The organism is Candidatus Njordibacter sp. Uisw_058, from assembly GCF_047730065.1.
Taxonomy (GTDB): Bacteria; Pseudomonadota; Gammaproteobacteria; order Pseudomonadales; family Balneatricaceae; genus Njordibacter.
The window spans coordinates 375,263-389,295 of the sequence record NZ_CP159829.1; the positions used below are offsets into that span (position 1 = coordinate 375,263).

The 14,033-nt window shown below is 44.0% G+C and carries 13 protein-coding genes; 10 read left to right on the plus strand and 3 right to left on the minus strand.

Features of this window, described 5'->3' with window-relative positions:
• Positions 1-28: 28 nt before the first annotated feature.
• The 7 genes from ftsB to rpoS all read left to right on the plus strand — a co-directional run bounded on the left by ftsB (position 29) and on the right by rpoS (position 5,687).
• A complete protein-coding gene (gene ftsB / locus ABXT59_RS01805) occupies positions 29-304 on the plus strand; it encodes a cell division protein FtsB (protein ID WP_443637303.1) in 276 nt (91 codons plus the stop codon).
• Positions 301-1,365 (plus strand): tRNA pseudouridine(13) synthase TruD, encoded by a 1,065-nt coding sequence (truD, locus tag ABXT59_RS01810; RefSeq protein ID WP_443637304.1) that lies wholly within the window; start codon positions 301-303, stop codon positions 1,363-1,365. The genes ftsB and truD overlap by 4 nt, the downstream gene beginning before the upstream one ends.
• Positions 1,366-1,404: 39 nt before the next feature.
• A complete protein-coding gene (gene surE, locus ABXT59_RS01815; protein ID WP_443637305.1) occupies positions 1,405-2,148 on the plus strand; it encodes a 5'/3'-nucleotidase SurE in 744 nt (247 codons plus the stop codon).
• Positions 2,148-2,834 carry a protein-L-isoaspartate(D-aspartate) O-methyltransferase gene (locus tag ABXT59_RS01820; protein ID WP_443637306.1) on the plus strand — a complete coding sequence of 229 codons (687 nt, stop codon included), beginning with the start codon at positions 2,148-2,150 and terminating at the stop codon, positions 2,832-2,834. Before surE ends, ABXT59_RS01820 begins: the two co-directional genes overlap by 1 nt.
• Positions 2,834-3,793 (plus strand): DUF368 domain-containing protein, encoded by a 960-nt coding sequence (locus ABXT59_RS01825; protein WP_443637307.1) that lies wholly within the window; start codon positions 2,834-2,836, stop codon positions 3,791-3,793. Before ABXT59_RS01820 ends, ABXT59_RS01825 begins: the two co-directional genes overlap by 1 nt.
• A 197-nt stretch (positions 3,794-3,990) precedes the next feature.
• On the plus strand, positions 3,991-4,626 hold the full coding sequence (locus ABXT59_RS01830) for a peptidoglycan DD-metalloendopeptidase family protein (RefSeq protein WP_443637308.1): 636 nt from the start codon (positions 3,991-3,993) through the stop codon (positions 4,624-4,626).
• Positions 4,627-4,745: 119 nt separating this feature from the next.
• Positions 4,746-5,687 carry an RNA polymerase sigma factor RpoS gene (rpoS, locus tag ABXT59_RS01835; RefSeq protein WP_443637309.1) on the plus strand — a complete coding sequence of 314 codons (942 nt, stop codon included), beginning with the start codon at positions 4,746-4,748 and terminating at the stop codon, positions 5,685-5,687.
• A 216-nt stretch (positions 5,688-5,903) separates the two neighbouring features.
• Here the strand turns inward: rpoS and ABXT59_RS01840 are convergent, their stop codons facing one another.
• The 3 genes from ABXT59_RS01840 to ABXT59_RS01850 form a co-directional block, all read right to left on the minus strand.
• The gene (locus ABXT59_RS01840; RefSeq protein WP_443637311.1) at positions 5,904-7,034 is read right to left on the minus strand and encodes an MFS transporter; all 1,131 of its coding nucleotides are present in this window, start codon (positions 7,032-7,034) and stop codon (positions 5,904-5,906) included.
• Positions 7,035-7,250: 216 nt separating this feature from the next.
• Positions 7,251-9,860, minus strand: a complete 2,610-nt coding sequence (mutS, locus tag ABXT59_RS01845) for a DNA mismatch repair protein MutS (RefSeq protein WP_443637312.1) — start codon at positions 9,858-9,860, stop codon at positions 7,251-7,253.
• A gap of 397 nt (positions 9,861-10,257) precedes the next feature.
• Positions 10,258-10,902 carry a GntR family transcriptional regulator gene (locus ABXT59_RS01850; RefSeq protein ID WP_443637313.1) on the minus strand — a complete coding sequence of 215 codons (645 nt, stop codon included), beginning with the start codon at positions 10,900-10,902 and terminating at the stop codon, positions 10,258-10,260.
• Between the two features lie 150 nt (positions 10,903-11,052).
• Here ABXT59_RS01850 and dctP point away from each other — a divergent pair, with 150 nt between their 5' ends.
• The 3 genes from dctP to ABXT59_RS01865 all read left to right on the plus strand — a co-directional run bounded on the left by dctP (position 11,053) and on the right by ABXT59_RS01865 (position 14,016).
• Complete coding sequence (gene dctP / locus ABXT59_RS01855; RefSeq protein ID WP_443637314.1) at positions 11,053-12,045, plus strand: TRAP transporter substrate-binding protein DctP; 993 nt, start codon at positions 11,053-11,055, stop codon at positions 12,043-12,045.
• Between the two features lie 100 nt (positions 12,046-12,145).
• On the plus strand, positions 12,146-12,700 hold the full coding sequence (locus tag ABXT59_RS01860; protein WP_443637315.1) for a TRAP transporter small permease: 555 nt from the start codon (positions 12,146-12,148) through the stop codon (positions 12,698-12,700).
• The gene (locus tag ABXT59_RS01865) at positions 12,700-14,016 is read left to right on the plus strand and encodes a TRAP transporter large permease (protein WP_443637317.1); all 1,317 of its coding nucleotides are present in this window, start codon (positions 12,700-12,702) and stop codon (positions 14,014-14,016) included. The genes ABXT59_RS01860 and ABXT59_RS01865 overlap by 1 nt, the downstream gene beginning before the upstream one ends.
• Positions 14,017-14,033 lie beyond the last annotated feature (17 nt).

Consider the following 14,033-nt stretch of genomic DNA (forward strand, 5'->3'; position numbering starts at 1 on the left):
GTCAGCTCCCTTTTTTGTTGATATATTTATGAAATGGTTAGTTGGATTAATCTTCGTCACCCTAATAGCTATGCAATACAGCCTTTGGTGGGGTCAGTCTGGGTTGCTAGAAGTGGAACGTCTGCAGGACAAAATTACTGCTCAAGAAGCAGTGAATGCTAGCCTGTCTGAGCGTAACCAACAGCTCCATGCAGAGGTGCTGGATTTGAAGCAAGGTATTGATGCAATCGAAGAGCGTGCACGTCACGACTTGGGTATGGTCAAACCTAATGAAACCTTTTACCAGCTTGTGGAAGATCAGTGACCGCACCTGAATTACAGCCTCTAAATTGGCCGACTGAATTGGCTTATGCTTCTGGTGAGCCTACCTCTAAGGGTCAGATTAAATCTCAATGCAGTGATTTTATAGTCACAGAAGACTTAGGCTATGTCCCTTGTGGCGAGGGAGAACACGTTTATCTTGATATCACTAAAACGGACACTAATACGGATTTCTTAGCCCGCCACATTGCAAAGGTTGCGGGTGTGCCTGCCCGGCAAGTTAGTTATTCAGGATTAAAAGATCGCCGAGGCGTGACGCGCCAGTGGTTTGGGGTTCACCTGCCTGGTAAGGCAGAAACAGTAGATCCTGATTGGCAGCAACTGCATAGCCCTGAGGTTAATTTGCATCAAACAGTTCGACATTTGCGCAAGTTAAAAACTGGAGTCCATCAAGGTAATGTTTTCAGTATTCGTTTGCGCAATATGAATGCAACTGAGGCATTAGAACAAAAACTCCGCCTTATTTCTCAGCAAGGGGCACCGAACTACTTTGGTGATCAACGCTTTGGTCGCCAAGGTGGCAATCTGAACCTTGCTTTATTAATGCTGCAGGGCAAACGTATAAAAGATCGTTTTAAGCGGGGCATGGCGTTGTCGTCAGTGCGCTCTTATTTGTTTAATCAGTTGTTAAGCGCTCGTGTTCATGACGGTACTTGGCTAACGGCAGCGGTGGGTGAGCGTTGTATGTTTAGTGATGGGTTTAGTCAGTTTGATGCGGGTGCAGAAATTGAACTAGATGAAGTCCAAGCGCGCATTTATACGGGTGATTTAGCCCCAACTGGCCCTATGGTTGGGGCTGTAGGCCATGTTATAGCCAATCCAGCAAGTGATTATGAAGCACAAATACTTGCTCCATGGTGGCCTTGGATTGAGGCTTTAATTGCCCAAGATATGATGGCTCAAAGACGCAGTTTGCGTTTGTGGCCAAAAGATTTTACGTGGTGTTGGTGTGAGGGTGATATCTTGGAACTGAATTTCCATTTGATGCGTGGAAGTTACGCAACGGCCTTAGTGCGAGAAATCACTTTAGTAGAACAGCCATAATGACAACAGACTAACGGATTCAAGATAAGGAATAATAAGATGCAACTACTGATCTCTAATGATGATGGCGTGCATGCGCAAGGCCTGTCGTATCTTGTGCAGGAGCTAGAGCAAGACCATCAAGTGACGGTTATTGCTCCCGATCGAGATTTAAGTGGGGCGAGTAATTCGTTAACCTTATCTCGTCCAGTACGAATGATGCCTCAGAAAAATGGTTATTTTAGTATCGATGGCACGCCTGCAGACTGTGTGCACCTTGGAATTAATGGCGTGTTGGATATAGCCCCTGATATGGTGGTTTCAGGAATTAACCATGGGGCTAATTTAGGGGATGATGTGCTCTACTCAGGCACAGTGGCTGCAGCAATGGAAGGGCGTTACCTTGCCCATCATGCGATGGCACTTTCTTTAGTGGGAAAAGTTCATTTTTTGACAGCTGCAAAAGTCGCTAGGCAGCTCATGACGGGGATGCAAAAGCTCAATCTACCAGAGCGATGCATTATCAATGTCAATGTGCCAGATTTGCCCTATGATAAAATTAAAGGCATTAAAGTGACCCGTTTGGGTAGTAGAGAAATAGGTGGCACTGCGATGGATGCCCAAGACCCTCGAGGTCATCAGTGCTATTGGATCGGACCTGCGGGTAAGGTCAAAGATGGCAGCCCTGGCACCGACTTTCATGCTGTCGAGGAGGGCTTCGTGTCAGTTACTCCTCTGTCACCAGACATGGCTTGTCATGAAGCCTTCGATCGCGTGACTCATTGGCTGCAGGATAAGTTTTAATGCGCCACGTTGTGACGGACCCTAAACGCACGGCTGCCAAAAGACAAGGTATTGGCATGACATCCCAGCGCACAAGAGAACGTTTAGTTGATCAATTGATCGCTCTAGGAGTGCAAGACGTCAGAGTGTTAGATGTAATGCGCTCAACGCCTCGCCATCTTTTCTTAGATGAGGCTTTGGCCCATAGAGCTTATGAAGATAAGTCATTACCTATTGGTCACAATCAAACCCTTTCACGCCCTTATACAGTAGCTCGTATGAGTGAGCTTTTGCTGGCTTCATGCGCTGCTAAAAAAGTGTTGGAAATAGGCACAGGATCTGGTTACCAAACATCAGTTTTGGCTCAGTTAGTACCCAGATTACTGACTATGGAGCGTATAGAACCCCTGCTAGATCGAGCCCGAGACCGATTGCAGCAAATGGGCATCCATAATGTGGTTTACAAGCACGGTGATGGCTACGAAGGCTGGCCTGCGCGAGAACCTTTCGATGGTATTATGGTGACAGCGGCGCCTTCACAGGTGCCTCAAGCCTTGCAGTGGCAGCTGGCTGAGGGGGGCTGTATGATTATTCCCGTGGGTAATGATGATCAGTATTTATTAAAAATAACACGCTCTGGCAATCATTTCAGCAAACAAAAAATAGAAGCTGCTAACTTTGTCCCTTTAGTCAATGGATTAATATAATGACCACAAAAACCACATTTATACAGTGGCGAACATTTGTTACAGGGTTGCTCATGGGTGGCGCTGATCTAGTGCCTGGAATATCGGGTGGAACTGTGGCTTTACTGAGTGGTATTTACGGTCGGTTATTAACTGCCATTAGTCACCTCAGTCACTGGCATTTATTAAAACTAATACGGCAGCGTCAGTTAGCTAAGGCGTGGCATTACATCGACGGTTTGTTCCTGATTAATTTGGGTCTTGGTATGGCCACCGCGCTAGTAATTCTTGCTAAACTCATTACTTGGCTTTTATTAGTTCAGCCACTGATCATGTGGAGTTTATTTTTGGGCTTGATTATGGTGGCAAGTCTGATGTTGCTGCAGGCCCTATATGGGCAAAAGAAGCTTCAATGGCGTTGGCTTTGGCCTGGTTTGTTAGTAAGTTTAATATTAGCCAGCATGCCCATGCTGCAGGTGGTTGATGGCTTTTCTGGTTGGGGCTACTTATGGTTAATGGCAGCTGGGGCCTTTGCCATCACTGCGATGATATTGCCTGGTGTATCGGGCAGTTTCATCCTATTAATGTTGGGTATTTATCCATTTCTAATTGCTCGCTTGGCTGCCTTTGATATTGAAGTGATTGCTGTTTTTGCTTTTGGCTGTGGTTTGGGTTTAGTGGCGTTCAGTCGAGTGATTGTTTATTTACTCAAGCAGCATTCGATTGCGGTAATGAATTTTTTGACTGGTCTAATGATGGGTTCAGTGGTGAAGTTATGGCCTTGGAAGCACACGGTTACTTATCGCTTGAATAGCACAGGTATAGAGGTTCCGCTGCAGCAAGAGAATCTTATGCCCTGGGTGTATAGTCAAATGACGGGCAACGATAACCAACTAATTTGGTGCCTATTGGTGTGTTGCTTAGGAGGCTTGTTGGTGGGTAAGTTTGGACGTATTCAATTAAAAGACTGGGCGGGCTAATAAATATGAGCTCTAGTTATGGGGTTTTGTGCATGATCAGGTTGTTAAGTTCTAGTGCGGTTATTTTATTACTGTCAGCCTGCAGTGCCAGTCAATATGCGCCCGTGCAGGATCTAGGTTATAGCACGGCACAAATTGTATCATCCAATCGTGTGCAAAATACTCCCTTATCCTATCAAGTCAAACCGGGTGACACGATGTTCGCCATTGCTTGGCGTTTTGGTTGGGATTATAAAAAATTAGCCAAAGCTAACGCCATTAACTCGCCCTACACTATTTATGTTGGGCAAGTGATTTATTTTAATGAAATAAATGAAAATAGTGCTATTAAAGCCCCATTAGAAAAAGGAGCTGTAAAAAAGCCTGTTGTCATTGCCAAGGAAACACCTAAAAAACAACCTTCTTCAGCATCCAAAAAAGTAGATAAATCCCCTATATTAAAGGCCTATAAAGGATTTAAGTCGGTGAAGTGGTCTTGGCCACTACGGGGAAAATTGATACAAGTTTTTGCTAATAAAGCTGGCGCTTCTAATGGAATTGATTTATCATCCAGTCTGGGAAAACCGGTAAAAGCTGCATCTAGTGGAATAATAGTATATTCTGGAAGCGGTATTCAGGGTTACGGTAAACTGGTAGTGGTAAAACACAATGATACCTTCCTTAGTGCATATGCTTACAACAGCCGTATTTTGGTTGAAGAAGGCGCCATAGTAAGTGCAGGCCAAGTGATTGCAGAAGTAGGTAAGGGTCCACAACTAGACCCAAGGCTACATTTTGAAATACGCAAAAACGGCAAGCCTGTTAACCCACTGAGGTATTTGCCCAAGCTATAGGTCGTCTATCAACAAAGTGCCTAGCGTAGTCTTTGATGAAATGAGCTGGTTAATTAGGTCAGTTAAGAAGTTAATTGATAGTTTAATTAATAGGTGAGTTTAATTAATAGGTGAGTTAAATGACGCAAGAATTATCTGTAGAAGAAGTGCATCAGCACCGTAGCGAAATACAATATGCAAAATATAAGTCGCGTGGCAAATACTCAAACAAAGACACTGACTTTAAAGATGCGACCCACCTATATCTAGGGGAAATAGGTTTTCGAGCCTTACTAACGGCACAGGAAGAGCAACATTTTTCTCGTCTGGCGCTCAAGGGTGATGTCTCAGCACGCCACTGTCTGATCGAAAGCAATTTGAGATTAGTGGTGAAAATTGCGCGCCGTTATGTGAACCGTGGTATGACTTTGCTTGACCTAATCGAAGAAGGCAATCTTGGCTTAATTCGTGCGGTAGAGAAATTTGACCCAGAACGAGGCTTTCGCTTTTCAACTTATGGCACATGGTGGATTCGCCAAACGATCGAACGAGCTATCATGAACCAAACCCGCACCATTAGGCTACCAATTCATGTCGTTAAAGAACTCAATGTGTATTTACGTGTCGCCAGAGAATTGGCCCAAAAGCTTGATCATGAGTCCACTGCAGAAGAAATAGCTACCCACTTAGGCAAGCCTGTAAAGCAAGTGAGTGCCATGCTCAACCTTAATGATCGAGTTGGCTCAGTGGATAACTGCTTGGGTCCTGACAGCGACACTACGCTGCTGGAGACGATACCTGATACTGCTACCCAAGGACCGGAGAATACGCTAGTTGATAGTAACCTAATGACTAACATGGAGCAGTGGCTAGATTTGCTGACGGACCTACAAAAAGATGTTATTTCCCATCGCTTCGGCTTGCGCGGTCATTCTGTCTGCACTCTCGAGCACGTTGGTAAAGATATTAATTTAACTCGAGAAAGGGTGCGTCAGATTCAAGTGGGGGCTTTGCGCAGCCTGCGTAAGATTCTTGAAACGGAAGGCCTTAACAGCACAGATGTGTTGGATGCTAAACTTTAATTAACCCCCTAAAAGTCGTTTGTATCCAGATACATAACCCATAGACCTTATGGGTTGTCGGTATTAGCAAGCGAACCGTGCTTAGTGAGTCTGTTCTAGTCTTTTAAACGCATGTCCTCTGTGGCATAAACTCTTCATAGGTTCGCAAATAGGGCTCTAAAAAGAGCCTCAAATGGTTCATTAATCTAAGCCATCAGTAAGCTTCATTAGCGGTGCCTACTTTTCATTCAATAAAGTAAACACAACCAGCGCAGAACCTAACCCTGCAATGCTAGCAATAATTAATGCAAGCCTATAATCTCCATTCAAGTCGTATAAACTGCCTGCCAACCATGGGCCAACAAACCCTGCGATGCCCCAAGCGATAAAGACTTTACCATAAATTCGAACCCCCTCAACTGCTCCAAAATGAGTTGCAATAGCCGCAGGGTATATCGAGATGATTGCCCCATAGGCAAACCCAGTAACTCCTAAGCCAAACAACACACTAATATCGACTAAAAATAGGGCTAATAACGCAAGACTGAGGGCTGATAATAAAGGTAACACTGTTAAGGTCACTTTAAATGAGACCCGGTCTGCCATCCAACCTCCCAACAAGCTTCCACTCATGCTGAAAAGTGCCAATACGCTTGGCGCTATTAATATCAGTTGCCCATTTAGGCCCGCCTCATCTGCAATTGCAGTAGCATGGCCTATAGCCATGAGTCCAGCCATAACCGCTAAACCGTAGGCTAACCAAAAGAAAAAAATCACCTGTTGATATACCCTGGGACTCTGCTTATGGTCAGGTGGTGAGACATGTAACTGAGCCCGAGACCAATACAACAAGCCACTAACAACGGGCATAATGACGAATAACGCTAAGCTCAAACTCAGCATCGCCCACATTAAACCAAAATTATTTAAGACAAAAGCCAGGGGCCACGGTGAAAGCACAGATCCTAGGGCATAACTGGCTGTGACCAGTCCCATGACAAAACCTTTATTTTCTAAGTTAGACTGAGCAGAGATTTGCAATGCAAAGCCGTAGCCGAGGCCGTTTGCTAAACCAAACAACAAACTGTACCCAAGCCAAACTATGATGATATGAGTGGCTGATGCAGCGATTAACGTACCGATTAAGGCTAGCCCACAAACTGCAATCGAGAAGCTTGCTGGACGCAATAAACTGTAAAAACGATGGCCTAACAATACCCCCACTGTTAAGGATAATAGGGCAAAGGAATAGGTTAGACTGACTTGAGATCGTGAAGTTTGAAAGTAGTTTTCCATGGGTTCCAAAAAAACGGAAAAGGCGTGCACTGATCCGAGTACTGACGCCAAAACCATACTAGCAAGAGTCACCCACGTTCCTTGAGGCCGATGTGGAAGTTCAGATGCTTTGTGCATCATTTTTTCTTACTGGCAGTATGGTTAGACATAACAATTTATCTCATGACTTTGGCTGCTATCACTTCTTTGGCAGCACCCTATAGAAGATGGCTCAAGGAATATTTCCTCACGGGACAAACTTAACGTGCCAGCCCTACACTTTAATTTTAAATGAGGCCTTGAGTTGTTTTAACTATTACGCAAGTGCTGCATTTGATAAATCAGCTCTAAGGCTTGTCTAGGGGTTAGTTCATCCGCTTTGTGACTCTCTAGTAACGCCTCGATTGGGTGGGCTAGGTGACTAAATAAGTCAGATTGCTGAGGTGTCTCGAGGAGCGTATTTTTGGCTGTGGCTGATGTTTGCTTATGTTCACTCTGTTCCAAATAGTTTAGTTTTTGCCTTGCCTCATCGATCACTTGATGGGGTACACCGGCGAGTTTAGCCACTTGCAGACCATAACTTTTGCTAGCTGGACCGGGAAGAACTTTGTGCATAAAAATGATGTTGTCGTCATGTTCTGTGGCGTCTAAATGAACATTTTCTACTTGAGCTAATTGCTCAGATAATTGTGTCATCTCAAAATAGTGAGTTGCAAAAAGCGTTAAGGCGCCAATATCCCTTGCTAAATTTAAGGCACAAGACCAAGCTAAAGATAATCCATCAAAGGTGCTTGTTCCCCGACCCACTTCATCCATCAACACTAAACTTTTTGCACTTGCGTTGTTGAGAATATTGGCGGTTTCTGTCATTTCGACCATGAATGTTGAGCGTCCGCCTACTAAATCATCACTGCTTCCCATGCGGGTGAATACGCGATCAACAATGCCGATCGAGGCTTCTAAGGCAGGCACATAGGCCCCAATTTGGGCCATGATAACGATCAAAGCGATTTGCCGCATGTAAGTAGACTTACCGCCCATATTGGGGCCAGTAATCATCATCATGCTGGACGTTGCACAAAGGCTGGTATCGTTGGCTACAAAAGGAACGCTAATTAATTGTTCAACCACTAAATGACGGCCTTGTCTTATGTCTATTCCAGGCTCAAGTTTCAAGCTTGGCCGATTAAGATCAAGGCACATTGCACGTTCAGCTAAACAGCAAAGCACATCAAGTTCACTAACCCCATCTGATGCTTGCTGCAGTTGTTGCAGTTGATTGGCCAAGTCTTCAATAAGGTCTTCATAAAGCGCTTTTTCTCGCGCTAAACTGCGACTCTTACTGCTTAAAGCTCGGTCTTCAAAGGATTTAAGTTCGGGGGTGATAAAACGCTCAGCATTTTTTAAGGTTTGCCGCCGCACATATTCGCTCGGCGCTTGGGCAGATTGTAAGCGACTAATTTCGATATAGTAGCCGTGGACACGGTTGTAACCTACTTTTAGTGTCGATAGGCCCGTACGCTCGCGTTCCTGAGTTTCCAAATCAAGCAAAAATTGACCTGCATTTTGACTTAAGCCTCGCAACTGGTCGAGCTTTTCATCATAGCCTTTAGCAATCACTCCTCCGTCTCGAATAATCACTGGGGGGTTGTCGACAATAGCTCTCATTAACAAATCCACTGTCGCTGGAAATTCACTGATGTCATTAGCTAACGATTGGGCCCTTTTAGACTCTAAAGGCGATAATGAAACTTGGATGTGAGGCAATGCCCTAAGACTTGCACAAAGTCTTGATAAATCACGAGGGCGGGCTGATCTTAATGCAATCCGAGCTAAGATACGTTCCATATCTCCAATGGGTTTAAGACCCTGCTGCAGATCTTCAGTCTTATCAGACGTGAGCATCTCGCAAATAAAATCTTGGCGTTGCTCAAGCACCTCAATATTTCGCAATGGATTATTGAGCCAGCGGCGTAATAATCGTCCACCCATGGGGGTGGCTGTGGTATCTAAAGCTGCTGCTAGAGTAAACTGCTCGCCCCCTTGAATATTAAGGTCTATTTCCAAATTCTTTCGGCTTGGACCATCTAAAATTAGCGTGTCTTGGGGCAGTTCTATTTGTAAATTACGTAAATGGGGTAGGTCACCCCTTTGAGTTTCCTTGGCATAATTTAATAAGCATCCGGCTGCACAAATAGCGGCATGCATAGTTTCACAGCCAAAGCCACTCAGATCGCGGGTATTAAATTGATGACTGAGTATGCGCAGGGCGGTATCGTAAGTAAAATTCCAACTCGCTTGAGGGCGGCGACAAGGCCACTCTTGGATATGATCAATAATTTCACTGCTCTCATCAAAAAGTAATTCTGCTGGTCTTAAACGCTGTAACTGGGTCTGTAATTCATCTGCAGTATTGGCCTCAGTCACCGCAAACCGGCCACTACTCATATCTAAACTCGCTATGCCATAGATGTCCTGAAGCTTAAATGTGGCAACTAATAAGTGATCTTGATTAGCCTGCATTAAAGCCTCGTCCGTTAACGTACCCGGAGTCACCACACGCACTACTTTTCTGTCCACAGGGCCTTTGCTGGTAGCAGGGTCTCCAACTTGCTCGGCCACTGCCACAGCCCGACCTGCGTTAACTATTTTAGCAATATATCCTTCTGCAGCATGGTAAGGAATGCCGCACATCGGTATGGGTTGCCCTGCAGACTGACCCCTTGAGGTTAAGGAAATGTCGAGTAACTCAGAAGCCTGTTTGGCATCCTCATAAAACATTTCATAAAAATCCCCCATGCGGTAAAAGACCAAGTCGTGTGGATGGTCATGTTTAATCCCTAAATACTGCTGCATCATGGGAGTGTGATTAGAGTTAATGCCGTTGTTTATTGTTTTTTCGTTTTTGGATATGTTCATTTTTTCGGCATAACTCTTTAATTAAATGGAAAAATCTCACTCATAGAGTGTCATTTCCAACCGTTAGATTATTCTTGATCAAAATTTGTCTCACTTCAAGAACAAATTCTTGACCTCGTTAAATGGTTTCTGCAAACAGTGAATCAACTTGCAGAGTAGGTCATAAAACTATTTTTCAAATGGTGACTAAGCAAGCCATAATTGTACGGTCAGTAGTCGCTTCAAGCAAACACCACTGGTTTGAACTTGATTGTTGTTGAGTTATGAAAACACTGGGTGGGCAGAGAGAATTTTGGTATCGCCTATAAGACCATGAGGTCATTTGACAAGCATGCCTTAATTAATAATTTTGTATTAAAAACTAAGCTAAGGCTAAGGGAGGCTGCTGTTCAGATAATCAATGGGCAATAAGTTTGAGGACTGAAGGCAGGCGTTTGCCTTGCAATAGTATATGGTCACGCATTAGTTCGCTGGCTCTTTCTCCTTCACCAGAGAGAATGGCCAAACAAATCATGGTGTGCTCTTCTGTTGATTTTGCAAGACGCCCTCGAAGGTCATAAGGTAAAGACCGATAGGGATTAATGTGTATGCCTATATTTTGTAATTGTTCAATGAGCCAGTGGTTATCAGTAGCCGCATGGATTGCCGCATGGAACTCAAGGTTGGCGATACTGTACTGAACTTTATCACCAGTCGCCGATGCAGCAATACACTTTTCCAGAGCTTGCTCAATTGATTCTGCATGCTTTTGTGTGAGCGCTGCTGCCGCTAGTCTGCAAGCCATCCCTTCGAGACCTGCACCCACTTCAAATAGATCAAGCAACTCTTTGGCCGTTAGAATCCGAACAATAGCCCCTTTTCTGGGCCTTGTTTCTAATAAGCCAATGGCTACCATGGCTCGAATAGCTTCACGAATGGGGGTGCGTGATAAAGCATATTTTTCTGCTAAAGCAGCTTCTTCTAATTGGTCACCGGGACGCAATATACCCGAGGAAATCTCTTCGGTCAGTTGCGTAATGAGTTTATCAGCAGCGCGGGTCATGAATTATTCCATTAGTTCAAACCACCAAATTATAACGTTTACATTCAATTATGCAATGTTCAGGTATAATGGTTATATGTATTTTTATAGATTGCATGTGTATAATAAAGACTATACTATCGGATCTCAATTAAAATTGGAGAAGTAGAAATGTTTCAGTCACGTATAATAAAAACAGCAGCACTTGCTACTATAATAGCCACGTCTGGGGCAGTTAATGCCACGGAACTAAAGCTTTCACACCAGTGGTCAACTAAAGACGTTCGCCATAAGGTAGCTCAAATCGTCGCCGATGAAGTCGCCGCCGCAGGCGTTGATCTTAACATTAAGATCTTCCCCTCAAAGTCATTAGTTAAGCCTAAAGAACAGTATAACTTTATCAGTCGCAACCTATTGGACATGTCCGTCTTTCCACTGAGTTATGCAGCTGGTCAGCAACCAGCGGTTAGTTTAACCCTCATGCCTGGTTTGGTTAAAAACCATGATCATGCAGCTCGTTTAACCCAGTCTCCATTCATGGGCGCTTTGCAAGAAAAAATGCTAGACGACAATGTCATGGTTTTGGTGCACGGTTATCTTGCAGGTGGTTTTGTAGGCAAGGACAAGTGTATTGTTAAGCCAGAAGATGTAAAGGGTATGCAAATTCGCGCTGCTGGCAAATCATTTGAACAAATGTTGATTGGTGCAGGCGCTTCCATTACTTCTATGAGTTCCGCTGATATTTATAGTGCAATGCAAACGGGTGTTCTCAACGCAGCTAACACATCGTCATCTTCCTTCGTATCTTACCGTATTTACGAGCAAGTCACGTGTTATACACCTGCTTCTGAAAACATAGCCCTATGGTTTTTGTACCAACCACTTATCATGAGCAAGGATAAGTTTGATGGGTTAAATGAGCAGCAACAGACAGCTTTGTTAGCCGCTGCAAAAAAAGCTGAAGCCTTTTATTTAGCAGAAGCTAAGACTCAAGATGCCAAATCAACTGAAGTGTTCCGCGAGGCGGGTGTTGAGATTGCTGAAATGACCCAAGCTGATTTTAACGCATGGCGTGATATCGCAGTGGAAACCTCTTACAAAGAATTTGTAAACTCTGTTTCTGGTGGTCAAGAATTACTTGATATGGCTCTTTCTGTTAAGTAGTCCATCGATATAGGTCTTGCTTTGGATTTTATTAGTCACAAAGCAAGACCGCATAACGCTTCTAAAAACCCCAAAAAATAGGCACAAGAAAGGTATTTGCATGAGCGATCACTCAAACATCAATGATCAAACTGGCACATCTACTAAGCCATTATTCTTTAAAGTAGTTTCATTCTTATCGACCTTGTCTGGCTGGTGTTCAGCAGGTATGACCCTGATTGCTATTGCCATTACCTGCCAAATGATCTTTGTACGTTTTGTCCTTAACGGCTCTACTGTCTGGCAAACTGAAGCGGTCGTCTTTTTAATTGTTGCTGCTACCCTTATTGGTCTACCTTTTGTCCAACAACTTAGGGGCCATGTTAATGTCAATTTAATTCCCTTGATGTTACCCGCCAAAGGCCGTTATTTTCTAGCCATCTTCACTTATTCGGTTGCCATCATTACCATCTCTATGATGCTGTGGTTCAGTTATGAATTCTGGCATCTTGCCTTTACGCGTGGTTGGACTTCAGATACAGTCTGGGCACCTCAGTTGTGGATCGTCTATTCTTCCCTACCCATTGGTTTTGGCTTACTCATACTTCAGTTATTGGCTGACTTAGCCGCCATAGTCTTAAAAATTGAACTACCTTTCGGCTTAGGAGAAGATTAATGGATCCTCTTATTTTAGGTGCCTTAGTAGGCACCAGTACTATTTTAATCCTTTTCTCTGGTATATCAGTAGGCATTGGTTTACTGGTTGTCTCTGCTTTATTCATCATGATTTTCGATGGCGCTCCGTCATTGGCTTTAATGCCTGAAATATTTTTTGGCAAGTTAGATAGCTTTGCCCTGTTATCAATTCCTATGTTTATTATTATGGGCGCTTCTATTTCTTCAACTCGGGCTGGGGCAGACTTGTATGAAGCTCTTGAGCGTTGGTTGACCCGTGTGCCGGGTGGGTTGGTTATTTCTAATCTGGGTGCTTGCGCCATGTTTGCCGCCATGTCAGGTTCCAGTCCAGCAACGTGTGCTGCCATTGGTAAAATGGGTATTCCAGAAATGCTTAAGCGGGGTTATCCAGAGGGCATCGCTGCAGGATCTATTGCCGCGGGTGGCACTTTAGGTATTTTAATCCCACCATCAATCACCATGATCGTTTATGGCATCGCGACTGAAACTTCAATCGGGCGCTTATTTTTAGCAGGTGTCATACCCGGTCTATTGTTGGTTGCATTATTTATGGCTTGGTCCATTTATGCTACATGGCGTTCAGGTAACCATGCCTTAATGGTCAAGACCGTCTATAGCTGGAAAGAGAAGTTTGAAATTTTGCCACGGGTTCTTCCTTTTATTGCCATTATTGTTGGTGTGCTTTATTCCATGTATGGAGGAGTGGCTACGCCTTCTGAAACTGCGGCTGTAGGCGCTTTACTTTGCCTCATTATCGCCGTTGTTATTTATCGATTAACCAGCCCAAAAGATTTATGGCTAGTGTTAAGGGACAGTACCAAAGAGAGTGTTATGATTTTATTCATCATCGCTGCAGCAGGTGTCTTTTCATACATGCTTTCCAGCCTCTTTATCACCCAGTCAATCGCTGAATGGATTGGCACATTGGACATTAATCGCTGGTATTTGATGATGATCATCAACCTCTTTCTTTTAATTGCCGGCTTTTTTCTGCCCCCTGTTGCCGTCATACTGATGGCATCACCAATCCTGCTACCTATTATAGTGAATGCAGGTTTTGACCCCATATGGTTCGCCGTAGTGCTGACCATTAATATGGAAATTGGTTTGATATCACCACCTGTAGGTTTAAACCTGTACGTGATTAATGGCATAGCCCCTCAGATACCTCTGAAATCTGTTTTATTGGGATCATTACCCTTTGTAGGCTGCATGGTGATTGCCATCTTATTACTCTGCTTAATGCCTAGCTTAGCGACCTGGCTACCCGATACCCTTATGGGATCATCGATATAGTTTAACTAACCTTTTAT